Genomic DNA, 25134 nt, shown 5'->3' with positions numbered 1-25134 from the left:
TCACATCGCTTATCGTTCATGCCCTGAAGATCGAGGGCGAATGCGCGGTATCGAGAGCGCTCAATCCCGTTGTTTCTATGGAGTGCGGGACGCAGAAACCGATTCTGGAGCTGCTCTAGAGACCACTCGCCTTGGTGAGATTGACCCGGAAACGATCGCGGCGACGCTGATAGTGGCGGGTCATTTCAGCGCTTGCATGGCCCAGCTGCTTTTGAACGAAGCGTTCGTCCACCTCGGCTGAAGAGGCAAGCCCGGCGCGCAGGGAATGGCCGGAAAACAGCTTTTCACGCTCCTTTTCAGGCAATTCCGGACGCAAACCGGCGTCGAGCGCGGTCTTTTTGACCAGTCTGGCGACATGTTTGTCGCTGAGACGGCTTTCCTGAACCGATTTCTCACCGCGAATTCTGCGAAACAGCGGGCCATGGGCCACGCGCCCGAGCCGCATCCAGATTTTCAGCGCTTCCACGGGGCAGGAACGGTCTGCCGAGCCGCGCCCGATCTCCACTTCACGCCATCCGGTTTTGCCGCGCAGCGTGAGAAGCGCGCCGTTTTCGAACATCTCGACCCAACCACAGCCATCTTCCGTCTGGTCGACACCGGCATCGAGGCCAACGATCTCGGAGCGGCGCAATCCGCCGGCAAAGCCGACCAGCAGCACCGCCCTGTCGCGCAGTCCTCGCAGATCGTGGGGCAGGGTTTCGAGCATTGCCAGAATGTCGTCGGCCAAAAGCGCTTCCTTCTGAACCGGCGGGCGGCCGTGTTTGCGGCGAATGCCGGCAAAGACTTCTGCAATGTGCGGATCCTTGCGGTCGAGACGGTCCCCACGTTGTGAGAACGCCTGAGAGAGCCCTGAAAGCCGCCGCTCCAACGTCGAAACGGTTGGCCGCGGTGAGGATGAAGCGCAGGCGGACAGGTATAGCCCCACGGTCTCTGGATTGGCCGGTAAGGGCGAGAAGCCTGCGCGCCGGCACCAGGACGCGAAGTGACGCCAATCGGCAGCGTAGGCGCGCTGTGTGGCTTCCGAGCGGGCCGCGCGCGCGTAACTGCGCGCCGTTTCGACGAGTGGATCCGTTTCGGCGGGCAGAACGGGGGAGGGGGCCTCCGGCTCATCCATGGCCAGCACGATGTCGACAATGTCCGGCAGGTCAGGATTTTCTGGCGCTGGTTGGTCGCATTTTAACGTTGTTATGGCATTCTGAGTGCGAGATTCGTCGTTTTGCGACGTGCTCTCTCGCGTCGCAGACGGGGCTAAGTGCCGGTTTTTGGTATTCTGCTCGATCTCAGAGGCCATTTCGCCATCTAGCACGCGGACGTCCGATAATGCAAGATTATCGGACATGGTGAAGAAGCGACAGGTGCGGCGGTTTTGTGTTTGATTGGTCGTCAAAAGCGCCGGACGTCGATGCGCCGTTCCTGCCATTCCCTGAACAGGGGATCGTCAAGTTGTTGACCTTTGGAGGGCAGCCGGGTAGCTCCGGGCGATGATCAGTCAGGTGTCCGCACCGCGCCTGAAAGGTCACCGCTTTCCGCGCTCCATCATTTCGTACACGGTCTGGGCGTATCACCGCTTCTCGCTCAGCTTGCGTGACGTCGAGGACCTGCTGGCCTAGCGGGGCATCGTGTTGAGCTATGAGACGATCCGGGCGTGGGTGGGAAAATTCGCACCGCAGATTGCGAAACGGGTCCGGGCTGCGCGCTGGCGGCCCACCGACAAATGGCACCTGGACGAAAAGGTGATCATGATCAATGGCGTGCGGCACTGGCTGTGGCGCGCCGTGGACAGCAACGGTGAAGTTCTCGACATCTTCGTGCAGTCGCGGCGCAATGCACGGGCCGCGAAGCGCTTTATTTCACGGCTGATCACCCACTGAGGCGGGCCCCGTGTCATCGTGACGGACAAACTGCGCAGCAACGGCGCGGCCCTGCGGAAGCTTGGGCTGAACGTGGACCACCTGGCACACAAGGAACTGAACAAAGGTATTGAGGAATCGCACCGGCCCACCCGGAAACGCGAGAAGATCCAGGGCCGGTTCAAATCGGCAAGGCAGGCGCAAAGGTTCCTCTCCGTCCACGATGAAACCGCCAACCTGTTCCGCCCTCGCCGCCGCATTCGAGCGCTGGAACGATTGCACGAACGGCATGGCCGCGTGACAGGCGGAGGCCCAGCTTCCTTCGACCCCGGGCAACAATTTGACACCCCCCGCCCCGCTCACAGCGCTCCGCTCACAGCATTCGCAGTCATCGCCTGCGCGCCATGGCAGAATGGAACGCTGTAAGCAACGGCCGCTAAAAACAGCGCCACAAATCCGATCGCGTCCCGATCTCGTTAACGTGACATCGCCGTCGCACACTCGACCAAGCTGCAATGCATCGATTGTATGAGATTGCATTCATTCAACATGAAGCGCTCTTGGGAAGAAGCGCTCTTGGGAATACGAAGCCGACAAAATTGTCACGGGGTTGTTAGGCAGTCGTCACGCAGGTGTCATGTCCCGTTTCTAGGGGGAGGTTCTGCTTGCCCAGCGCGAGCCATGTGAACATCTCACCCGGAGAAATCCATTGAAAATTCTGTCCGCCATTGCAGGCGTCGCCTTCGGCCTGACTGCAGTGCTCGGCGCGTCCGCTGCAACCGCCAGCGATCGCCCCGACATCGTCGTCGCTGTTCCGGATCTCCCGCCGACCCTTGAGCCCGCCAAGGAACTCTCCAATATCGGCACCCGCATAACTTATGACATCTTCGACACCGTGATCCGCCGTGATTTCCTGTCGGCAGAAGATGGCTCGGGCTCGCAACTGGTTCCCGCGCTCGCTGAAAGCTGGGAATGGACCGATGACCGCACGCTCGCCTTGAAGCTGCGCGAAGGCGTCAAGTTCCACAACGGCGAGACAATGACCGCCGAAGACGTCGCCTTCACCTTCTCCGCCGAACGCCTGTCCGGCCCGGAGGCGATAATGGCCAATGGCCGCGGCTATTTCGGCAACATTGAGAGCGTCGAGGCAACCGGCCCGCTCGAAGTGACCTTCACCCTGAAAGTGCCTGACGCCATCTTTGAACAGCGCCTGGCCTCCTGGACTGCATGGGTCGTCAACAAGAGCGACTGGCTGAAAAATGCCGGCGACAGCTATCCTCAGTTTCCTGTCGGCGCCGGTCCTTTCATGCTGGACGAATACAAGCCAGACCAGTCGATCCGCCTCGTGGCCTTCGACGATTATTTCGGTGGCAAGCCCAAGGCGGCGTCTCTTACTTTCGTGAAGGTGCCCGAAGAAGCTGCGCGCATCGCCGGTCTCGTCGCCGGTGACTTCGACATCGTCACGACCATCGGCCCGGATCAGATCGCCCAGATCGACAGCTACGACAATGTCGAAGCGCGCTCGGTGGTGCTGTCGAACTCCCACGTCCTCGTCTACAACACCAAGAACCCGGTGATCGCCGACAAGCGTATCCGCCAGGCAATGAATCTGGCCATTGACCGTGACCTTCTGGTGCAGGCCCTTTGGGCAGGCAAGACCGTCGTGCCGCTGTCGCACCAGTACAAGGAATATGGCGCACTGTTCGAGCCGAACCGCGAAGGTCTCACCTATGATCCCGAACGCGCGAAGGAATTGCTGGCCGAAGCCGGTTATAACGGCGAGACCATCTACTACAGCACCAACCCCAACTACTACGTCAATACCGTGCCCGCCGCAGAAGCGATCATGGAGATGTGGAAGGCCGTCGGCATCAACGGCAAGCTGAACCTCGTCGAGGACGTCATGGGCGTGCCTGAGAACGAGCGCATGGTACGGACCTGGTCCAATACCACCCGCTTCCCCGATCCCGCCGGTGGCCTGTGGAACCTCTGGGGCCCCCATCAGGGTGTTCAGCGGAAGAATGAGTGGACGCCAGAGAACTTCAATGTGCTCGGTGCAGAGCTGGACGTGACATCTGATCTGGCGGAACGCAAAGTGGTTTTCCAGAAAATGCTCGACATCTGGGAAGACGAAGCTCCGGGGACTATCCTTTACCAGCCGCTGGAAACGTATGGCGTGCGTTCATCGCTCGAGTGGCGCCCCTATTCGCACTTCTATCTTGACCTGCGAAATTACAATTTCGAAGATCAGGCCGCTACTCAGTGACTCTGATGGAAAACATGATGCGCGCCGGAAACAGCCGGCGCGCATCGATGGCCTGCGCTCCTGCCGGAGCAATGGCTTCGCGATCTGAGCCGTTGCTCCGGGTCGATGGGCTTTGCGTCGGCACGGAACACTCTGATCTGGTGCTGGATGTCTCCTTCGACCTGGCTCCGGGAGAAACCCTTTGCCTTGTCGGCGAAAGCGGCTGCGGAAAGTCCCTTACCTGCCTGGCGACAATGGGTTTGCTGTCCGCGCCGGTGAAGCGCAAGGCCGGGCGAGTGATGTTTGCTGGTGAGGAGCTTTCCGGTCTGTCTGAAACAGCTCTTCTGCGCCTAAGGGGGCGCGAGGTTTCGATGATCTTTCAGGATGCCACCGCTGCCTTGAACCCGGTTCGCAGGGTCGGCGATCAGGTTGCCGAGGTGTTGTCCCTTCACGAAGGGCTTACGTCCCGCGCGGCTCGCGACCGAACGACAGAGCTTTTCGAGATGGTCGGCATTCCAGACCCACGCGCGCGTCTGCGTGCATACCCGCATGAGCTGTCCGGCGGTATGAACCAGCGGATCATGATTGCCATGGCGCTGGCCTGCAAACCCCAGCTGATAATCGCCGACGAAGCCACTACGGCGCTCGACGTAACAACCCAGGCGCAGATCCTGAAACTGCTGCGCAGGCTGCAGGCGGAAACCGGTGCTGCCATGATCTTCGTCACGCATGATCTGGGGGTGGTGGCAGAAATCGCCGACCGTGTCGCGGTCATGTATTCTGGTCGGATCGTCGAACTGGCGACCGCTGACACCCTCTTCGACGCTCCCTCGCATCCCTACACCCGAGGCTTGATGGCCTGTCGCCTGCACGCGGGCACCCACAACACCGGACGTCTGGCCGCCATCGAAGGCGTTGTGCCCAACCCGACCGCACGTCCACAAGGCTGCGCCTTCGGGCCGCGTTGTCCACAGGCCACAACGACCTGTGTTGAGATGCCCGCTCTGACGGCCCGAGACGAGGGCCACAGTGTCGCATGCCACTACCCCGGGGATGACCGATGAGCGGAGATATCCTGACGCTGACAGGGATTAGCCGTGTCTACGGCGGGGGCTTCCTCAGCCGCCGTCCTGCAGTGCGCGCGGTTGATGATGTCAGCCTGAACCTCGCACCCGGTGAAGTACTGGGCATCGTTGGCGAAAGTGGGTCCGGCAAATCGACCCTCGGCCGGATCGCCGCCCGTATTGAACCACCCACCAGCGGAGAGGTCCTGATCGATGGAGCCCGGGGGCCCCGCATTGGCACAGCTGCATGGCGCCGGGAGCGGGCGTGTATCCAGATGATCTGGCAAAATCCCTCGCGCGCGCTGGACCCGCGCATGTCAATCGCAGCGCAGATCGACGAGGCCATGGCAGCTCATGGGCTGCCCGTGTCAGGCAATCGGAGACTGCGGCGCGACAGGGTGGAGGAGTATCTGCATCTGACAGGACTCGACGGGCTGGGAGAGCGGTTCGTGCACCAGCTCTCCGGCGGTCAGCAGCAGCGCGCCGTAATCGCGCGCGCATTGTCTCTCGAACCAAGGCTGGTGGTCTGCGATGAAGCGGTCAGCGCACTCGACGTCTCGGTGCAGGCACAGATCATCAATTTACTTGGAGATCTGCGACAGCGGTTCGGAATAAGCTACCTGTTCATTTCTCACGATCTCGGCGTGGTGCGGCACATCTCCGACCGAATCGCGGTCATGCGCAGGGGCAAGGTCGTTGAAAGCGGCTCAGCCAATCAAGTCTTCACCACACCTCAACACGACTACACCCGGGCCTTGCTGGCGGCCGTGCCAGCTGCGACCCCTGCCGCAAGGCGCGCACGTGATGAAACTCAGCGTGCACCCCGCCACATTGCCCGCGCTCAAGGCAATGAACAGACCCCGGTCGCAAAACCCCGCGCCATGGAAAGACTGTAACAATGATCGACCGACCCCTTCTGATTGCTCACCGTGGGGCCTCGAGCCATTACCGTGAAAACTCTCCTTCTTCATGGCGTGGAGCCGTGACCGCGGGCGCCGACATTATCGAAGCCGATACCCGCATTACCAAAGATCATCGCATCGTCATCAGCCATGATGCAGATCTGACCCGTGTGGCCGGACAGCCTGCAATTGTCGCACAGACAACTTTCTCCGAGCTTCAGGAGTTGCTTGCCGAGGGTGAACCGGCTGCACCGGCACTTGCCGAGCTCTTTGCCACTGTACCGACCGATCAGGCGTTGCTCTACGACATAAAGGATGAACGCCCCGAGGCACTGGCGCTGCTGGTCGAGGCGTCACTCGCCAGTGGCCGCAAAGCGCTGATATTTGGTGTGCACCATGTCGACAGCCTGGTTCGGCTCCGAGCACTCGGCTGGCGCGGAGACGTGCTCGGTCTGCTGGTGGACATGGAGGAACAGGAAGCTTTCTTCGCCGAAAGCGGAACCGTCCTCAGAATGTGGGAAGACTACGCCCTGTCAGCTCCCGAAAGACTGCGCCAACATGTACAGGCGGAGCACGCAGTCTGGATCACCACAGGTAGAACTAACGGACGCCAGGTCGGAGATCACGATGCATCAAACCTTCTCGGGCTGGCCGAAATGGGTGCATCCGGCTTCCTCGTCAACGACCCGGCTGCGTGCCGCAATTTGCTAGATCAAACGAAGGGCGCAAGCGAATGACCTTCGGCTTCGTCACTCTGAAATTACTGCGCGGGATTTTGACGCTTTTTCTGGCCGTCACCTTCGTCTTCCTAATCCTGCGGTTCGCGGGCGACCCGATGCGCCTAATGCTGCCCGATGACACACCGCCGGATGTGCTGGAACACTACCGGCACGTCTACGGGCTGGACCTGCCACTGCCAGTGCAATATCTGCGCTATCTGCAGGGACTGACACAGGGTGAATTCGGCTACTCATTCCGGGATCAGCAGCCAGCACTGGACACAGTCATGAGCCGTGTTCCTGCAACACTGCTGCTGGGGCTGGTCAGCTTCGCCCTGTCCACCGTCTTCGGCATGGTGGCCGGCGTTATTGCTGCGCTCAAACGCGGCAGTACAGTGGATCATGCCGTCATCAGCTTTTCCATCTTCGGCCATTCAATGCCGAGCTTCTTTCTGGGCATCCTGATGATCCTGCTATTCGCCATGACTTGGCGGATCCTGCCCAGCGCCGGCATGGGAACGCCGGCCCACCTGGTCATGCCGGCGTTGACGCTGGCCGTTGGAGGGGCAGGAGCGATCGCGCGCTTCACGCGGTCATCCATGCTGGAAGTGCTCAGCCAGCCTTACATTAGAACCGCCCGCGCCAAGGGCGTACCGGTGCGGACACGGGTTCTGCGCGATGCGGTGCCGAATGCAGCGATCCCAGTCATCACAGTTCTGGGCCTGCGTATGGGGGGACTCATCTCCGGCACGGTGGTTGTCGAGACCGTCTTTGCATGGCCGGGCATCGGGCAATTGCTTGTGACTGCGGTCGGGCAGCGCGATCTGGCTGTGGTCCAGACCATCGTCATCCTGATCGCCTTCACGATGGTCACGGCCAACTATCTGGTGGATCTGGCCTATCGGTGGCTCGATCCACGCATCGCGACCGCAGGAAAGGACGCAGGATGAGCACTCCAGATCTCTCCCTCACTCCAGAACGTCCTGACGTCTTCTGGCGGCGAAGGGCCCGTGCGAAACGTTCCGCAACTGCTCCCGGTCCCATGGTTCAGCTCTCTTTCATCTGGCTGGCGCTGGTGGTGTTCGTAGCCATTTTTGCTGACCTCCTCGCGCCATATTCCTACACCGAGCAGAGCCTGCTTTCCCGCCTCAAGCCCCCCGTCTTCGCAGGTGGCGATGCCGCTCATCTACTGGGTACCGACAACCTCGGCCGCGATGTCCTCAGCCGACTGCTTTACGGCACTCGGATGAGCGTGATCATCGCGCTCGCGGGCTCCCTGATCGGCGCAACGGTTGGCACGGTAATTGGCATTGTCGCTGCACATTTCCGTGGCTGGGTTGAAGAAGCGATCATGACCCTGGTCGACCTGCAGGCGGCCATGCCTTTCCTGATAATCGTCCTGGCCATTCTGGCTTTCTTCGGAAACTCGATCGAACTGTTCATCCTCATTGTGGGGCTGCATGGCTGGGAAACATATGCGCGTGTCACCCGCGGGCTGGTTCTGCAGGCAAACAGCCAAAGTTATGCGTTCGCCATCCGCACCCTCGGAATCCCGCCGGTGCAGATTTATTTACGCCATATCCTGCCGAACATCCTGTCCATCCTGATCGTTCAGGTGACCCTCAATTTTCCCGATTTGATCCTTCTGGAGACATCGCTGAGTTTCCTGGGGCTTGGGATCCAGCCGCCGCAGACGAGCCTCGGGCTGGCGCTAGGGGACGGACGCACCTACCTGGCTTCGGCCTGGTGGGTAGGTGTGCCTGCGGGCGTGGTGATTTTCCTGACAACGCTGTCGATCAGCCTTGCAGGCGACTGGCTGCGGGATCGACTGGATCCGACACTCAACAACGCTCACAACTAGAGCATCTTCGATGAACGCAGAGTCGATTTAAGGTTTCACGCGGACGGCCTTGTCTGTTTCACTGCTGCGGGTGATTTGGCGGGAAAGGCCGCCGCCAGAACCGTCGGCAACCACTCCATCTATTCAAAATTGACGCGTAACCAACCGAAATCAGCCTCCGGCAAACCCGCAGCGGTTCACCATCACCGCGAGCCGAGAACCGCAGTCATGCAAATGTGGAGTGAGATCACTTTCCTACGAACCGCGCAACCGAAAGAAGAGGGTGAAACAATTCACCCGTACTCGTTGAGTTGCAGCGCAGTCTGGCCCTAGGCCGGAGCGATGGCCTCTGAGGAGAAGAGATAGCCGTCGAATTCCGGATCATCGACGTCAGAGAGCGCCATAAGAGTGAGGCGGACGTTCTCCAGATGCTGCCACATTGCCTGACGCGCCGCCGGGGCGTCCTTCATCTGCAGGGCATTCAGGATCGCGTGGTGATCCGACAGCCAGTTGGAACGGTAGGTCTTATCGAAAATTCGATTGTGCAGCCGCGCCCACATCCGGCTTTGCGCGCGTTTGCGCCACAGCTCCTCGACCATGTCGACGAGAACGGCGTTCTGGGTAGCTTCGGCAATCAGTCGATGAAAAAGTTCATCACCAGAATAATCGTCGTCGCCAGCTTCAATGGCCTTGTTCTCTAAAGCGAGCGCCTGACGCATCTGCATGATGTCCGCCTTGGTGACGGTGACGGCGGCAAGCGCTGCGATGCTGCTTTCCAATAGCTGGCGGGCTTGCAGCAGTTCAAAGGGGCCAAAGTCGACCGCCGTTTCATTAGGGCACGCATGGGGCAGGCGCGCCAGATAGATGCCGGAGCCCTTGCGTACCTCCACCAGCCCTTCGATCTCCAGCATGATGACGGCTTCGCGGACGACGGAACGGCTGACGCCCATGTCTTCGGAAATCTGGCGTTCCGTCCGCAGGCGGTCGCCCACCGCACAGCCGCGCGCGACGATGTCCTGCTTCAGTGCTTCGGCCACATCCTGATAGCGTCGTTTGGCCGTTGCAGCCATTTCTAGTCCTCCTCGCGTTCTCCGGCTGCCAGCTCATGATACCAGGCCGCCAGAATGGAAAACGCCTCCTTGCGCGTTTCCTTGTCCGCGTGGATCAGCCCTTTCCGGTTGAAGCCAGCCTGATAGATATTCTGCCGGCGCTCAATGCGGAAATCATAGAGTATCCACGGGGATATGCCCTTCACATAGGGAAGGCGACGCAGCATCGCGATCTGGTCGCGATAGACGTCAGCCATGTAGCTTTCGCTGAAGAAGCCCTTCTTCGGCGCCCCTTCGCCGATGGCAGCATCGGCGCCTGTCTCGGAAATGACAACCGGACGGTCGGGCGCGGAGTTGCGGCCGATCACTTCCAGGTCGTCGATGTTCTCATCGTACCAGCCGTAATATTCGTTGATGCCGATCACGTCGATGTGGTCGGCGAGGCGATCCTCGATCTTGCGCCTGGCGTGATTGATGAGGCAGGCCGCGGAAGTGAGGCGCGTCGGATCTGCCTCCTTGGCGGTCTCGGCGAGCCGGCGCATGAAGGACAGCCGTGCATCGGTGTCGGGGTTCTCATTGCCGACCGACCAGATGATCACGCTGGCGCGGTTGCGGTCGCGCTTGATCAGTTCGAGAAGTTGGTTCTGCGCATCCTTGAAGGTTGCCGGGTTCTCGAAATCGATTGCCCAGTAGACAGGGATTTCCTCCCAGAGCATGAAGCCGAGCTCGTCGGCCATCTGTGCCGCGCGCTCGTGATGGGGATAATGCGCAAGGCGCAGATAGTTGCAGCCCAGTTCACGCGCATGTTCGAAACGGCGGCGCAGGTCGTCCTCACCCGTCACCTTGCCGTGCTTCAGATCATCTTCGTGTACGGAGATGCCGCGCAGGAAAACCGGCTTTCCGTTGAGCAGGATGTCGGTTCCGCTGCGCTCGATGCGCCGGAAGCCCACACGGTCCTGGACGAGGTCACCGCCCGCTTCCAGCGTGACATCGTAGAGACGGGGCGAGGCGGGTGACCAGAGTTCCGGTCGGGCGTCGAGAAGCGCGTGGAAACGGCTATCCTGAATTGGCAGGGTCGCATCAATGCCGAGTGCGGGAATGGTCAGCCGCGCGCTTTGGGCGTTGCCATCGACGTCGCCCGACACCTCGATGCGTTCGTAACCCGCGTCGCCGGCAAGGCGCACGAACAGGTCGCGAATGACGGTCTTCGGCGTTTCGTAGAGCTCCACTTCGCGGTAGATGCCGCCATAGTTGAACCAGTCGGTGTTGCGCATCGGTACGCGGTCCAGCGTACGGGTGTTGTTGACGCAGAACATCAGCCAGTTGCGGCCTTCGCGCAGATGATCGGTCAGTTCAAGGAAAAAGGGTGTCGATCCACCGTAATGATTGCCGAGGAATTCGCCGTTGAGGAACACCTTGCAATCGTATTGTGCCGCGCCGACGCGCAGGAAGTAACGGCGATCGGCGCTCAGCTCTTCCATGTCGAGCGGGCGCGTGTACCAGGCGCTGCCCTCAAAGAAGTACCACTTCTCCTTGAGCATTGCCCAGCATGAGGGAACCGGAACCGTCTCGCCCTCATAGGGATCGTAATCCCAGGGCTCGGTTTTTTCCTCCTGGGGTTGCGGCAGCATGGAAAACCATTTCTGCCGCAGCCCCGTGTCGAGGAGATCGACGCAGAAATTATACGCGCCGTCGAGCGAGCGCGCCTGCCGCCCACCGGTGAAGATCATGGTGGTGTTGTTCAGCGATTGCGTATTGAAGGGGACGTCATAGTCCTCGTCATGCAGCGCTGTCAGCGCGTTTTCGGCCAGGTGAGATCGCTCGAGCACGTCTTTTCTCCGTCGGTCGGGTGTGGCTTATTCGCCGGCAGCCTTGATGCGGTCGATCAGGTCGGAGACCTTCTGGGACTTCGCGGCGGTTTCCTCGTGCATCGGCGCGACGGCTTCTGCGAAGGCAGCCTTGTCGACCTCGTGGAACTCGACATTGAGCTCCTTCTTGGCCTGCTCGATGGAGGCTTCGCTGGCCTTGTTCCACTGTTCGCGGTGGAACTGGGCGGATTCGGTCGCAGCCTGCTTGAGCGCCTTCTGCTGCTCGTCGCTCAGTTCGTCCCAGACCTTGGTGGAGATCACGACAATCGACGGGATCATGGTGTGCTCGTCGAAGGAGAAGTGCTTGGAGACTTCGCCGTGCCGGGCGCTCGTGAGCGCGGTCGGGTTGTTTTCCGCGCCGTCGACGACGCCCTGCTGCAGCGCGCTATAGAGCTCGCCCCAGCTGATCGGGGTCGGGTTGCCGCCAAGGAGCTCGACCATGCGGATCGCCGACGGGCTCGGCTGGACGCGAACCTTCATTCCCTTCAGGTCGGCCGGCGTCTTGACCGGCTTGTTGGCGTAGAAGGAGCGCGCGCCCTCGGTGTAGTAGGTCAGGCCGATGAAACCCTTGTCGCGCGACGCCATCAAAACCTCGTCGCCGATCTCGCCGAGCAGAACGTCGAAGAGATGGTCTTCGTCCTTGAAGATGTAGGGCAGGTTCAGTGCGCTGTAGGAGTCCTCGAAAGCCTCGAGCTCGCTGGCATTGGACTTGGCCATGTCGAGCTGGCCGTTCTGCACGAGCTCCATGGATTCGCGCTGGGTGCCGAGCTGGGCGTTGGCGTAGACCCGGATCTTGATCTCGCCGTCGGTCAGTTCTTCGACCCGGTCGCCCATGAACTCCATGCTCTTGTGGAGCGGATGGTCGTCCGGGTTGTTGTGGTTGAGCTTGAGCGTCTTGGCATAAGCGGTCCCGGCCATGAGCATGGCGATTGCACCAGCAAGCGCGCCGATAGCGGACATCTTCTTCATCGAGGAAACCCTCCCTGTTGAAATTAGGTACGCAAGGGAGCAGCCGGCAAAATGGTGCGCCAATAGTTCTCCCTGGTCGCAAACTTTCCAAATTGGGCGACCAAAAGTCAATCCATAACTGAAATTTGGTTGACCAATTTTGCAAAACAGGGAATCCTGACCGGAAATGCGCCGCCGAGGCGCCGAAACTGTCGGGGAGGATTCATGAACGAGTCCGCTGGAAGGCCGGCCAGGACTGGTGGCCTGGAACGGATGCACCGTGTCATCGACGCATCGCTGCGCGCGATCATCGGCATCATCTTTGCCGTTCTGGTCGTCTGTGTGGTCTGGCAGGTGGTCAGCCGCTACGTGTTCGGTACACCAAGCACGGTGACCGACGAACTGGCGCGGTTTCTGTTCATGTGGCTGGCGCTGATCGGCGGGGCTTACACGCTTGGCCTGAAACGGCATCTCGCCATCGACCTTCTGCCGCTCAGTCTGAAGGGCGCTGCGGAGCGCAACCTGCGCCTGGTGATCGTCGGCATGGTTGCCGCCTTCGCGGGGCTGGTCATGGTCTATGGCGGCGGGCAGCTTCTCCTGGGTGTGCTGCAGACGGGGCAGGTTTCGCCGGTGCTGCGGGTGCAGATGGGCTACGTCTATGGCGCCATACCGTTCTCCGGCCTGGTCATGCTGTTCTATTGCGGGCTGTCGGCGCGCGACATCCTGATGGGGCACGACGTTGCCCCGCTGATGGGCGACTAGGAGACGATCATGGAAGACTATTTCAACGCCATCGTCCTGTTCGGTTCCTTCGCCTTCTTCATGGTGCTGGGCGTGCCCATTGCCTTTGCCATCGGCCTTGCGTCTGTGGTGACGTTCATGACGTTCATGACCTTCAACCAGTCGGTCTTCATCGTCGCCCAGCAGATCGCCTCGGGTCTCGACAGTTTCACGCTTCTGGCCATTCCCTTCTTTATCCTGGCGGGTCACATCATGAATCGCGGCGGCATTGCCATGCGGCTCATTGATTTCGCCAAGGTGCTGGGCGGGCGGCTGCCCGGCGCGCTGGCACACTGCAATGTTCTGGCCAACATGATGTTCGGTTCGATCTCCGGCTCCGCCGTCGCGTCGGCTGCCGCCGTGGGCGGCGTCATGGCGCCGCTGCAGGAGAAGGAGGGTTATGACAAGTCGTTTTCGGCGGCGGTGAACATCGCCTCCTGCCCGACCGGCCTTCTGATTCCGCCAAGCGCGACCTTCATCGTCTATTCGCTGATCACCGGCGGCACGTCGATCGCCGCTCTTTTCGTGGCCGGCTATGTGCCCGGCATTCTGATGGGCCTTTCCCTGATGCTGGTTGCCGGCATCATCGCCAAGCGGCGGGGGTATCCGGTGGCCGAGCGGTCGTCCTGGCGCGAAGTCGTCGATACGGGGCTGCGCGCGCTGCCGCCGCTCGGCCTTATCGTGATCGTCATGGGCGGCATCATCGCCGGCATCTTCACCGCCACGGAAGCGTCCGCCATCGCGGTCGTCTACACGCTGTTCCTGGCGCTGTTCTGGTATCGCGAAATCACCATTCGCGACCTGCCGTCCGTGCTCATCGAGGCGGCCGTCACCACCTCAATCGTCCTTTTGATGATTGGCGCGTCGATTGCCATGTCCAAGGCCATGGCCTTTGCCGACATTCCCTACATGATCTCGGATGCGCTTCTGGCGCTGTCGGAGAACCCGATCGTCATTCTGCTCATCATCAACCTGGCTCTGCTCGTCATCGGAACCTTCATGGACATGACGCCGGCACTGTTGATCTTCACGCCGATCTTCCTGCCGGTGGTGAAGGATCTCGGCATGGACCCGGTGCATTTCGGTGTGATGATGACCTTCAACCTGTGCATCGGCATCTGTACGCCGCCGGTCGGTTCGGCGCTTTTCGTCGGCTGCTCCGTCGGCAAGACGTCGATCGCCTCGGTGCTGCGGCCTCTTCTGCCCTTCTATGCCGTGCTTTTCGCCCTGCTGCTTGCCGTTACCTACATTCCCGCGCTCAGCCTGTGGCTGCCGCGTCTGCTTCTGAATTATTGAGCTCGCAAAGATGAAGACGCTGAAAAACTGGTCCTTCATCGAACGGAGTGAAACCGGCCTGACGCTTCTTGTCGATGGCCGGCATCACTTCAGGGTCGATGTGCTGGAAGAGGCGCTGTTCAGGATTTCGCTCAAGCGCGATGGCGTCTGGCGGCTCGACCGGAGCTGGAGCATCGCGCCCGGGGGCAAGGCCCCGTGGGAAGGGCGCAGACGCGATGATCTCTCCGGTTTCACTTGTCCGGGCTTCGTTTTCGAGGAGCGCGGAACAAGTCTGGTTCTCACCACGCCGCAAGTGCGCCTGACCATTCGCCGGCCGCTGGCGCTGAAGTGGGAGGCGAGCGACGGGGCGGGCGGTTATCGCCCGCTTGCTGCCGATCGCGCCACCAGCGCCTACATGGCCGGTGTGCGTGACAGTCGCAACGCGCATTTCCTGGCCTACCGGCCGGAAGATCTCGTCTACGGCCTCGGCGAGAAGGCGGGTGACCTGAAGCGCAATGGACGCCGTTTCGAGATGCGCAATCTCGACGCCATGGGCTATGATGCCAAGAGCACGGATCCGCTTTACAAGGTTCTGCCCTTTACAGTGACACGCACGCCGGAGGCCGGTTCCTACGGTCTGTTCTATGACAATCTGGCGGGCAGCTGGTTCGACATTGGCAATGAGTACGACAATTACCATGGTCGCTTCCGCGCCTACCGCGCTCTTGATGGCGATCTGGATTTCTATTTTAGCTGGGCACCGACCGTCCTCGACGTGGTCAAGATGCAGAACTGGCTGACCGGTGGCACGGCGTTTCCGCCGCGCTGGACGCTTGGCTATTCCGGGTCGACCATGTCCTATACGGATGCCGGGAATGCGCAGGAGCAGCTTCAGGGGTTCGTGGACCTGTGCGCTGAACACGCGATCCCCTGCGATAGTTTCCAGATGTCATCCGGCTACACGGCCATTGGTCACAAGCGCTACGTGTTCAACTGGAATCATGACCGCGTGCCCGAGCCGAAACGGCTTTCGAAACATTTCCGCGATGCGGGCATGCACTTGGCGGCCAACATCAAGCCGTGTCTTCTTCAGGATCACCCGCTTTACGAGGATGTCGCCGCCCGCGGACTGTTCATCCGCGACAGCGAAAGCGATGCGCCGGAGCGCTCCAGCTTCTGGGACGACGAGGGCTCGCATCTCGATTTCACCAACCCGGCGACCATCGACTGGTGGAAGGAAAACGTTACCACAAAACTGCTCGACCAGGGCATCGAATGCACCTGGAACGACAACAACGAATACGAAATCTGGGACGATGAAGCGCGCTGCCACGGTTTTGGCGAACCGATACCGGTCGGTCTGATCCGCCCGCTCTTTTCACTTCTGATGACGCGCGCTTCTTTCGAGGCCCAGCTTGAACACAGGCCGCACGAGCGCCCCTATCTTATTTGCCGGGCCGGCGCGCCGGGCCTGCAGCGTTACGCGCAGACCTGGTCGGGCGACAATTACACATCCTGGGAGACGCTGCGCTACAACATCTCCATGGGACTCGGCATGAGCCTTAGCGGGTTCTACAATATCGGTCACGATGTGGGCGGTTTTGCCGGCCCGCGGCCCGAACCCGAACTGTTCGTGCGCTGGGTCCAGAACGGCATCTTCCATCCGCGTTTCACGATCCATTCGTGGAATGACGATGGCACCGTCAACGAGCCGTGGATGTACCCTGAGGTTACACCGCTCATTCGCGCGGCGATCCGTTTTCGTTATCGGCTTTTGCCTTATCTTTACACGCTGTTGCGTGCGGCGGTGGCATTGCGCGAACCGATCGTTCGACCAACCTTTCTCGACCATGAACACGATGCACGCTGCTTCGAGGAGACGTCCGATTTCATGCTCGGACGCGATCTTCTCGTTGCAGGCGTGGTAGAGCCGGGCGCTTGCGAACGCTGCATCTACCTGCCGGACAATGGCGCTGGCTGGTGGGATTTCTGGACCGGAAACTGGCATGCGGGCGGGCAGGAAATCACCATTCCCGTAACACTGGAAAGCATGCCGCTCTTCGTGCGCGCCGGATGCGTTCTTCCGCTCGGCGATGCCGTCGACCGCGCCGACGCCGCCAGCGACACGGCGCGAACGCTGGCTGTTTTTCCGTCGAGGGGCGAGGGGGAAGGCGAAAGCTGCGAATATGAGGATGACGGTATTGGCATCGACGCGGCGCAAAACGCCTTCCGTATCAGCACCTACCGGCTGAAATGCACCGGGGCGCAGATCGCGCTTTCCATAAGCAGCGAAGGTGCTTTCGAGCCCCATTATGACAGGCTGCGCATAACATTGCCCGCGGGCGAGACGCGCCCGCTTGCGGTCAATGGCAGACCGTTCGCCCCGGGCGACTATCTGGAGAAAGACTGACGCATGGCCGAAATCGTTCGTGAACGCTACGCCTACGACCGTTCGAAGCTGAAGCCGCGTGTGCTTCATATCGGCTTTGGCGCGTTCTCGCGGGCGCACACGCTGCGCTATCTCGATGACGCGCTGGACACGGCGGGCGGTGACTTCGGCGCGGTGGTCGCGCGTCTCAATTCCGGTGCCGACGAACTCAGCGAACTCGACGCGCAGGGCCGCGAATATCTGGTTATCGAGGCCGATGACACAGCTATGCGCGCACGCACCATCGGTTGTGTCGTGGGTACGTTGAACCCGCAGCGCGACGGTGTAGACGCGGTGCCGGACCTGATGGCCAGCGCGGCGCTCTGCCTGGTGACGCTCACCATCACCGAGAAGGGCTATTGCCTGCGCAACGGACAGCTTGACCGGAGCAATCCAGCCATCAGCGTCGATCTGGAGAATGCGCGCGCCCCGCGTTCGGCAATTGGTGTTCTGGTGGAGGGTCTGCGGCGCAGGCGCGAGGCAGGAGCCGGCGGGCTGACTCTGATGGCTTGCGATAACCTTCCGGAAAACGGGACGGCCCTGCGCGCAGCCGTCATTGCCTACGCCGGGGCGGTCGAGAACGATCTGGCGGACTGGATCGTCGGCAATGTCGCCTTCCCCTCCACCATGGTGGATCGCATCGTGCCGGCGCTCGACGCTGCGGGGCGGGAACTGGTGACGAAAGCTGCCGGGGATGAGAACGCGATGGGCATCGTTTGCGAGCCCTTCCGCCAGTGGGTGATTGAAAACAGTTTTTCTGCCGCCCATCCCGATTTTGCTGCGGCCGGTGCGATGCTGGTCGAGGATGTGCGGCCCTATGAGGAAATGAAGCTGCGCATGCTCAACGGCAGCCATTCCTTTCTCGCTTATCTCGGTGCGCTTGCCGGGCACGAGACCGTGGCCGACTGCATGGCGGACCCCGTGTTCGGCCGTTCTGCGCAGATGCTGATGCTGCAGGAGCAGGCACCGACCCTGTCGGTGCCTGCCGATGTAGATCTTGACGCTTATGCGAAGGCGTTGATGCAGCGTTTCTCCAATTCGCGCCTTGGCCATCGCACGCAGCAGATCGCGATGGACGGCAGCCAAAAGCTGCCGCAGCGTCTTCTCGCGCCCATCGCCGCGCACCTGCAAACAGGCGCGCCATGGCCTCTGTCGGCGCTCGGCGTTGCCGGCTGGATGGCCTATCTGCGCGGCAAAAGCGAAACGGGCGAAGCGCTGTCGCTTTCAGATCCGCTTGCCGGGCGTCTCCTGGAAATCGCTGGCGGCGAAGACGGCGCGGCCTATGTCGACGCTCTTCTCGGCGTGGAGGCGGTTTTCCCGCAGCCACTGGAGAAAGATCCACGTTTCAGACAGGCGATCCATGAAGCGTACCGCGCCCTTCGCGGAACAGGTGTCCGCGCTGCCATCGGCGCGGCGTGCGACAGACACGATCTGGCCAACGGGTAAAACGGGTAGAAAAATGCAGCCTTTTCTCGGACCGGACTTCCTGCTGCCGAACGAGCCGGCGCGGCGGCTTTATCACGAAGTGGCGGCGGATCTTCCGATCATCGACTATCACAATCATCTGCCGCCGCAGGAGATTGCGGAGAACCGCACCTGGGACAATATCGGCGAGCTCTGGCTCGGACATGACCACTACAAGTGGCGGCTCATGCGCTGGGCGGGCATTGAGGAAGAGCGCATCACGGGCAAGGCCGGATGGCGCGCAAAGTTTGATGCGTTCGCCGAAACCATGCCGCAATGCATCGGCAACCCGATGTACCACTGGTCGCACCTGGAGCTCTGGCGCTATTTCGGCCTTGAGGGCACGGTGTTTTCGCCCGCCACTGCAGATGCATGCTGGGAAGCGGCCAATGCGCAGCTTTCGAGGCCCGCGTTTTCGGCGCGCGGTCTTCTGGAGCGGATGAAGGTCGAACTGGTCGGCACCACCGACGACCCGACCGACACGCTGGAACATCACGAGGCGATGCTCGACGCGGGATTGCCTTTCAAGGTGGTTCCGAGCTTTCGTCCCGACAGGGCAATCAAGATCGAGGCGGAAGGCTTTGCGACCTATGTCGAAAAGCTGGCCACCGTGAGCGGGACGCCGGTAAGGCGCTTTGACGATCTCGTGGGCGCGCTGAACAATCGGCTCACGCGTTTCGTGGCGCTTGGTTGCCGCGCGAGCGATCACGGGCTTGAGGTTTTGCGGGCCGGACAGTACGCGACGGCCGCACGTCTCGACGCCATCCTGCGGAAGCGCCTGGATGGCGGAACCCTGGATGAGGATGAGATTGCCGATTTCCAGACCGCGCTGCTCGTTGAGCTTGGCCGTGCCTATGCGAAGCACGACCTTGTGATGCAGCTCCACATCGGACCGTTGCGCAACACGCGCACGCGTCTGTTCGACGCGCTGGGGGCGGATTCGGGCGGCGATTCCATGAACGATCTGGCCGTTGCTGGCGCTCTCAACGCGTTTCTTGACCGGCTCGACCGGACGGATGAGCTGCCGCGCACCATCCTCTACTGCCTCGACCCCACGAAAAACGCGATGATCGCCGCGACTGCCGGCAATTTTCAGGACGGCAGCACGGCGGGCAAGGTGCAGGCGGGCGCGGCCTGGTGGTTCAACGATCAGCTGGACGGCATGGAGCATCAGCTGACGCAGCTCGCACAGATGGGCCTTCTGTCGCGTTTTGTCGGAATGCTGACAGACAGCCGCTCCTTCCTGTCTTTTCCACGGCACGAATACTACCGGCGGCTTGTCTGCCGCATGGTGGGCGGCTGGATGGAAGAGGGGGCCATGCCCCCGGACCATGACCTCGCCGCGGGGATCATTGAAGACATCTGTTACCGCAATGCGCGGCGGTGGTTTCTCTAGAGCTCTTCCCGAGCATTGATCGGTTTTCCGGCGGGAATTGCGTGAACAAGAACTCCTGGATCGCTTCACCGCATGCGTGAAACGATGAAGCGGTCCAGCATTTGCATGCGGCGCTCCACTGGCGCTGCGACAGGGTGACGAGGATAGTATGCGACAGACATGGCGATGGTTCGGGCCGAATGATCTGGTTTCGACGGACGACATGCTACAGGCCGGGGTGGAGGGCGTGGTTTCCGCGCTCCATCAGGTGCCGACCGGTGACGTCTGGACCCCCGAGGCCATCGCCGCGCGGCAGGGGGAGATCGGAACGCGCCGTGACGGCTCTCCGTCCGGCCTATCCTGGGAGGTCGTGGAAAGTCTGCCGGTCTCCGAGGCCATCAAGAAGCAGAAGGGCGACTGGCGCCAGCATATCGAGAACTACAGGCAGAGCCTGCGCCATCTGGCCGGGGCCGGCATCGAGATCGTCTGCTACAATTTCATGCCGATCCTTGACTGGACGCGCACCGATCTCGCCTACCGGGTGTCTCATGGCGGCACCTGCATGCGTTTCGACATCGTGGATTTCGCGGCTTTCGACATCCACATCCTGAGGCGCCCGGGGGCGGTTGAAGACTTTCCGGAAGACGTGGTCGCCGCTGCGGCAGAGCGCTTTTCCGGTATGGGCGCGAAGCGGCGGGAAGAGCTGACTCGCAATGTGATTTCGGGTCTTCCCGGCGCAACGGAGAGTTTGACGCTGGACGGTCTCCAGGCGCACCTCGACGAATACGGAACGATCTCGCCGGATGAGCTTCGCGGCAATTTCATTGCATTTCTGGAAGAAGTCGTGCCGCTGGCGCAGGAGTTGGGTATCCGCATGTGCTGTCATCCGGACGATCCGCCGTTCCCTCTGCTCGGCCTGCCGCGCATCATGTCGACGGAAGCTGATTACAAGGCGATGATGGATGCGGTGGATGTACCGGAAAACGGCATCACCCTTTGCTCTGGTTCGCTCGGTGTCAGACCAGATAACGACCTGCCCGGCATGATGCGCCGGCTCGGCGAGCGGGTGCACTTCCTGCATCTGCGCAATGTGCAGCGTGAGAGCGACCAGGTCGCCTGTTCATTCCATGAGGCCGAACATCTTGGCGGGTGCACGGACATGGTCGATCTTGTCGCTGCCGTGGTGCAGGAAGAAGCGCGCCGCCGGGCCGTGGGGCGCGCGGATGTGTCTATTCCGTTCCGGCCTGATCACGGGCAGGACATTCTCGACGATCTCGGACGCCGCTCCCAGCCGGGGTACCCGGCAATCGGTCGCCTGAAGGGGCTGGCGGAGCTGCGCGGCATCATCGCTACCCTGGAGCACGGCACACATGGTCTGGGGGCAAGCTAAACGGGGGCATTGTAAACTGACCTGCTCCCCGGAACGCGGACACTGACGTAAGCTGCGATTTGTTGTCTGCTGGTCTTCGAGAACAGGAGATCAGAGATGCAGAAACGCAAGCAGCGCTCGCCGGAATTTACGGCGACAGTCGCTCTTGAAGCGTTGAAGGGCGAGATGAACCTCGCCCTGATGCGTCAGACCGATCAACAGTTTCTGGAGACGCCGTTTTTCGATGTGCGCAGACGATTTTGCACCGGAAGAACGAAGGTCATCCGGTGAACGAGAAGCGGATAGGGCGAGTGATGCCGGCCGTCGGCGCAGGAAACCTATGTCCCGATGAACCAAAGACCGGTCATGCACGAACAATCAAACTGGGCCACCCATGTGGTGCTGATCACTCGGCAATTGAAAACAGCATCACAATTCCAACTGCATTCACACGCCCATTACCTGACATGATGTCATCGCACATCGATGGATCCTTAAAATGGATCTATGCACCAGAGTCACCCTACTAATCGTACTGCGGTGGAACCGGGGCTATCACAGGTTTCTCGAATGTTCGATGCAGCTTGCCCCAGCCGGGCTCGTGCATGTGGTCTTGCAGTCCCGCCCGCTCGACCAGTGCGCGGGCTTCCTTTTCGCCTTCATCGAGCGCCGACTGCACATCTGCCGTCAGAACGCGGCCACCTTCCATGAGCACTTTTCCATCCACGATCACCGTGTCCACATCACTGCCCAGAACCTGATGAGCCAGTCTGTGGACGGGCATCCAGTTGGGTGTGAGATGCGGCTTGCGCATGTCGATCACGGCAATATCGGCTTTCTTGCCGATCTCCAGCGAGCCAATTTCATGATCCATGCCGATGGCGCGCGCGGCATCGATGGTAATCATCTCGAACAATTTGCCGGGTGGCAGCAGATAGCGGTCGTGATTATGCAATATGTGCTGGGTCTGCTGCGCAATGCGCGCCACCTGGAACATATCGAAATGGCGGCTGGGCGCTGCGCCGTCCGAGGTGATTGCGACCGGCACCCCGCGCGCCATCATGTCCATGATCGGGGTGGAGCGTCCGGGCGGTGCGTGGGTGACGAAGGTTCCCGTCTCCGCCAGAATGTCGATCTCTTCATGCGAAATACCCCAGCAGTGCTGCAGGTGGACGTCTGGTCCCAGAAGCGCGTTCTCCTTGTCTTGAAACGCCATCCGTATTTGCCCTGCGAAAGCGTCTGAATGAATGCGAACGCCCCATTTCCGGGCTGTTTCGCGAACGCGTCGCGCTTGCATGCGGTCATCCGCCGTCAGGTTGACAGCCATGTCGGGGGACGATGCGTTGGAGGGCTCGACCGAGGGCACGATCGTGAATGGCGTGAGAAAGACGTTGATGCGACCGTCTCCGCTGCCATTGACTGCGTCGATGACGGCCTCGGCTCCTTCGATCATTTCCTCAAAGGAGATCTGGCGTCGTTCCGGCTGGCCGCTCTCCCAGCGCGTAACGGTTTGCGGCCAGGGCAATCCCGCCGGGCCGACACAAACGATCTCCCGAAGGCCGATTTCATCATAGGCGCGCGCATGATTGATGGCGAAGGCCGGATCGTCGCTGCGCGGCATGGAGGTGATGATGCTCGCTCCTGTCGTCACGCCGGCGCGCAGTCGCTCAAGCCCGGAAACGAGCCCGTCCGCATACCAGTAGTCGCGTGTCACATAATGATAATAGGCAGGTGTGACGATGCGCATCCACAAGGCGTTGGTGTCGGCGCCGATGCTGCGGATCAGCGCATGGCCGGCGTGGCCATGCGCGTCGATCAGGCCGGGGATCAGCATCTTGTCCTTGCAGTCCAGCACCTTCTTGCCTTCGTGGCGCTGCGCCAGCTCGTCGGCGGCGCCGATGTCGACGATCCTGTCGTCAACAATGGCGAGGCCGCCATCCTCGATGATGCGGCGGGTTCCGTCGACGGTGACGATTGTCCCGTGCAGTAGAAGAAGCTCACTCATATCTCACTCCCGGCTTGGTTGCGCGGCAATCTACCCGACGCATTGGCTGACATTTTTTACAATAATTGCCGACAATATAATTGACAATTGCTGTTTTGGCCGTGAGTGTTCCATCAACTCGTTCCTGAAAGCGACCAAGCGGGAGGCATCAGCATGCGCTTCAAACGAACAATCCTATCGGCCTTGATGGCGACGGCGCTTGCGCTGCCCGCCGGTGCGGCAACCCTTAAATGGGGCAGCCGCGCCGACATCTATTCGCTCGACCCCGTCTCGGTGGCGTCGACATCGAACCTTGCATTCCTCAATCACATTTATGAAGGGCTGGTCCGCTATGGTCCGGACTTCCAGATCGAGCCGGCACTTGCGACCAAGTGGGAGCTCATTGACGATAAATACTGGCGCTTCACGCTCCGCGAAGGTGTGAAATTCCATGACGGAGACGCGTTCAATGCGGATGATGTGATCGCTTCGCTCAAGCGCGTGAGCGATCCGGAATCGCCCCTGCGCGGCAACATCCCGCTTTATGCTGGCATCAAGAAAGTCGACGATTACACGGTTGATATCGAAGTCTCTGCGCCGACATCCCTGTTCCTGAACGACATGACGAACATCTTCATGTTCAGTGGCGAATGGCTGAAGGAGCACAATAGCGAAAAGCCCACGAACCTCGCATCCAATGTCGAAGGTTATGCCACGCACAACACAAATGGCACGGGGCCGTTCAAACTGGAAAGCCGGGTGCCGGACAGCCAGACGATCCTGGTCGTCAACGATCAGTGGTGGGATGAGAAGAAGCACAATCTCGACCGCATCGAGTTCATGCCCATTGCATCGCCGGCCACCCGTGTTGCCGCGCTCCTTTCGGGTGAGGTCGATCTGGTCGATTCCGCACCAATCCAGGATCTGCCGCGTCTTGAGGCTGCGCCGGACATTCAGGTTAACAAGCGAACCGAGCTGCGCACCGTTTTTGTCGGGTTCAACCGCCGCGAAACGCTGGAAGATGGCCGCCCGAACCCGTTCAACGACATCCGCGTCCGTCAGGCTGTGGAAGCGGCAATCGATCGTGACCTGATTAATGCCAAGGTGATGCGAAAGCTGGCGCGTCCTTCCGGCTCCCTGATCGCACCGGAGGTCGCTGGCTATGCCAAGGCGCTCGATGTTTACGAGCCGGCAGACCCGGAAAAGGCGAAGGCGCTTCTTGCCGAAGCGGGGCAGGAAGGACTGTCGTTCAACTATATGTGCATGAACGATGAGAGCATCAACGAAGAGGAATTCTGCACCGGCATCGCGAATATGCTGGAGCGCGTGGGGTTCAAGCCGACCATTGATATGGGGCCGCGTGCGGTGCAGTCTCCCAAAAGAACCAACGGCAAGGCGGACATGTTCAATATGAGTTGGGCAAACGAGCCGACGCTGGATGCCTACTCCTTGCTTTCTCAGATTCTTTCCACGCGTAGCGAGTCGACCGGCGTGTCTAACTACGGTGGCTGGAGCTATCCCGAGATCGACGAGCTGGTCGGTAAGGCGGCACAGGAACCGGACAATGAGAAGCGTCTCGCCTTGGAAGAGGCAGCTTTGAAGATCGCAAAGGATGATACTCTTCTCATACCGCTTCATCAGCAGCCCATCGCCTGGGCCATGATGGACACGGTGCAGGACGTCGACTTCCGGGCCGACAACAAAGCGCGCCATTGGCTGACACGCATGGCCGAGTAACTGCCCCAGGCACTATACGCAAAAAAGGGCGTTTCATCTCTCCGATGAAGCGCCCTTCTTCTTGCGCTGTGCCGCCCGGCTTCGAGGGTTTGGTTGCATGTTTGTCGACATTTTCAATCTTGGATTCGGGAAAAATTGTAGACAATATAGTTGACACAATTCTGGCCTCCTCCATAATGCCTATGGGTCTGACGGGAGGCAATGCGTTCAGACGGGAGAGTAACGTGGCGGCCGCAG

19 protein-coding genes and 1 pseudogene are annotated in these 25134 nt (G+C 60.7%); 15 read left to right on the top strand and 5 right to left on the bottom strand.

Translation table 11 applies throughout. The annotated features are described in order from the left end of the window. Positions 1-115 precede the first annotated feature (115 nt). On the bottom strand, positions 116-1291 hold the full coding sequence (locus tag ACRTG1_RS03160) for a tyrosine-type recombinase/integrase (protein WP_432515757.1): 1176 nt from the start codon (positions 1289-1291) through the stop codon (positions 116-118). A 190-nt stretch (positions 1292-1481) separates the two neighbouring features. On the opposite strand from ACRTG1_RS03160, the pseudogene ACRTG1_RS03155 reads away from it, so the two are divergent. The 7 genes and pseudogenes from ACRTG1_RS03155 to ACRTG1_RS03125 form a co-directional block, all read left to right on the top strand. Further along, a pseudogene (locus tag ACRTG1_RS03155) lies at positions 1482-2105 on the top strand (IS6 family transposase); the annotation flags it as partial. Between the two features lie 454 nt (positions 2106-2559). After that, positions 2560-4116, top strand: a complete 1557-nt coding sequence (locus tag ACRTG1_RS03150; RefSeq protein WP_432515756.1) for an ABC transporter substrate-binding protein — start codon at positions 2560-2562, stop codon at positions 4114-4116. Between the two features lie 5 nt (positions 4117-4121). Beyond that, positions 4122-5159, top strand: coding sequence for an ABC transporter ATP-binding protein (locus ACRTG1_RS03145; RefSeq protein WP_432515755.1), 1038 nt, complete (start codon positions 4122-4124; stop codon positions 5157-5159). Beyond that, a complete protein-coding gene (locus ACRTG1_RS03140; RefSeq protein WP_206548919.1) occupies positions 5156-6055 on the top strand; it encodes an ATP-binding cassette domain-containing protein in 900 nt (299 codons plus the stop codon). Before ACRTG1_RS03145 ends, ACRTG1_RS03140 begins: the two co-directional genes overlap by 4 nt. A gap of 2 nt (positions 6056-6057) precedes the next feature. Next, on the top strand, positions 6058-6798 hold the full coding sequence (locus tag ACRTG1_RS03135; protein WP_432515754.1) for a glycerophosphodiester phosphodiesterase: 741 nt from the start codon (positions 6058-6060) through the stop codon (positions 6796-6798). Beyond that, the gene (locus ACRTG1_RS03130) at positions 6795-7730 is read left to right on the top strand and encodes an ABC transporter permease (RefSeq protein WP_432515753.1); all 936 of its coding nucleotides are present in this window, start codon (positions 6795-6797) and stop codon (positions 7728-7730) included. The genes ACRTG1_RS03135 and ACRTG1_RS03130 overlap by 4 nt, the downstream gene beginning before the upstream one ends. Before the next feature lie 92 nt (positions 7731-7822). Then, entirely contained in the window at positions 7823-8641 is an 819-nt protein-coding gene (locus ACRTG1_RS03125; protein WP_206548994.1) for an ABC transporter permease, read from the top strand. Between the two features lie 308 nt (positions 8642-8949). Here ACRTG1_RS03125 and ACRTG1_RS03120 read toward each other — a convergent pair whose 3' ends face one another. The 3 genes from ACRTG1_RS03120 to ACRTG1_RS03110 are packed head-to-tail and all read right to left on the bottom strand — an operon-like array spanning position 8950 to position 12506. Further along, the gene (locus tag ACRTG1_RS03120; RefSeq protein ID WP_113156511.1) at positions 8950-9690 is read right to left on the bottom strand and encodes an FCD domain-containing protein; all 741 of its coding nucleotides are present in this window, start codon (positions 9688-9690) and stop codon (positions 8950-8952) included. Between the two features lie 2 nt (positions 9691-9692). Next, positions 9693-11498: a glycoside hydrolase family 2 TIM barrel-domain containing protein gene (locus ACRTG1_RS03115; RefSeq protein WP_206553030.1), complete on the bottom strand. Its 1806-nt coding sequence runs from the start codon at positions 11496-11498 to the stop codon at positions 9693-9695. Positions 11499-11525: 27 nt separating this feature from the next. Beyond that, the gene (locus ACRTG1_RS03110) at positions 11526-12506 is read right to left on the bottom strand and encodes a TRAP transporter substrate-binding protein (protein ID WP_432515752.1); all 981 of its coding nucleotides are present in this window, start codon (positions 12504-12506) and stop codon (positions 11526-11528) included. 204 nt (positions 12507-12710) lie between these two features. On the opposite strand from ACRTG1_RS03110, the gene ACRTG1_RS03105 reads away from it, so the two are divergent. The 7 genes from ACRTG1_RS03105 to ACRTG1_RS03075 all read left to right on the top strand — a co-directional run bounded on the left by ACRTG1_RS03105 (position 12711) and on the right by ACRTG1_RS03075 (position 21467). Continuing rightward, positions 12711-13247: a TRAP transporter small permease gene (locus tag ACRTG1_RS03105; RefSeq protein WP_206545155.1), complete on the top strand. Its 537-nt coding sequence runs from the start codon at positions 12711-12713 to the stop codon at positions 13245-13247. A gap of 9 nt (positions 13248-13256) precedes the next feature. Continuing rightward, a complete protein-coding gene (locus ACRTG1_RS03100; RefSeq protein ID WP_113156514.1) occupies positions 13257-14561 on the top strand; it encodes a TRAP transporter large permease in 1305 nt (434 codons plus the stop codon). Positions 14562-14571: 10 nt separating this feature from the next. Continuing rightward, positions 14572-16950 carry a TIM-barrel domain-containing protein gene (locus ACRTG1_RS03095; protein WP_432515751.1) on the top strand — a complete coding sequence of 793 codons (2379 nt, stop codon included), beginning with the start codon at positions 14572-14574 and terminating at the stop codon, positions 16948-16950. A gap of 3 nt (positions 16951-16953) precedes the next feature. Further along, entirely contained in the window at positions 16954-18414 is a 1461-nt protein-coding gene (locus ACRTG1_RS03090) for a mannitol dehydrogenase family protein (RefSeq protein ID WP_432515750.1), read from the top strand. Positions 18415-18427: 13 nt separating this feature from the next. Then, positions 18428-19828 (top strand): glucuronate isomerase, encoded by a 1401-nt coding sequence (gene uxaC / locus ACRTG1_RS03085; RefSeq protein ID WP_432515749.1) that lies wholly within the window; start codon positions 18428-18430, stop codon positions 19826-19828. 148 nt (positions 19829-19976) lie between these two features. Next, the gene (gene uxuA, locus ACRTG1_RS03080) at positions 19977-21197 is read left to right on the top strand and encodes a mannonate dehydratase (RefSeq protein ID WP_432515748.1); all 1221 of its coding nucleotides are present in this window, start codon (positions 19977-19979) and stop codon (positions 21195-21197) included. Between the two features lie 96 nt (positions 21198-21293). After that, complete coding sequence (locus ACRTG1_RS03075) at positions 21294-21467, top strand: hypothetical protein (protein ID WP_162742400.1); 174 nt, start codon at positions 21294-21296, stop codon at positions 21465-21467. 235 nt (positions 21468-21702) lie between these two features. Here ACRTG1_RS03075 and ACRTG1_RS03070 read toward each other — a convergent pair whose 3' ends face one another. After that, positions 21703-23181 (bottom strand): amidohydrolase family protein, encoded by a 1479-nt coding sequence (locus tag ACRTG1_RS03070; protein ID WP_432515747.1) that lies wholly within the window; start codon positions 23179-23181, stop codon positions 21703-21705. A gap of 153 nt (positions 23182-23334) precedes the next feature. On the opposite strand from ACRTG1_RS03070, the gene ACRTG1_RS03065 reads away from it, so the two are divergent. Beyond that, a complete protein-coding gene (locus ACRTG1_RS03065; protein ID WP_113156520.1) occupies positions 23335-24897 on the top strand; it encodes an ABC transporter substrate-binding protein in 1563 nt (520 codons plus the stop codon). The last annotated feature ends 237 nt before the right edge of the window (positions 24898-25134 follow it).

The sequence above is a fragment of the Nitratireductor sp. PBL-C9 genome (genome assembly GCF_050877045.1).
GTDB lineage: Bacteria > Pseudomonadota > Alphaproteobacteria > Rhizobiales > Rhizobiaceae > Nitratireductor > Nitratireductor aquimarinus.
The sequence above is the reverse complement of the archived record's forward strand: the minus strand, read 5'-3'. Positions and strand labels throughout refer to the sequence as shown.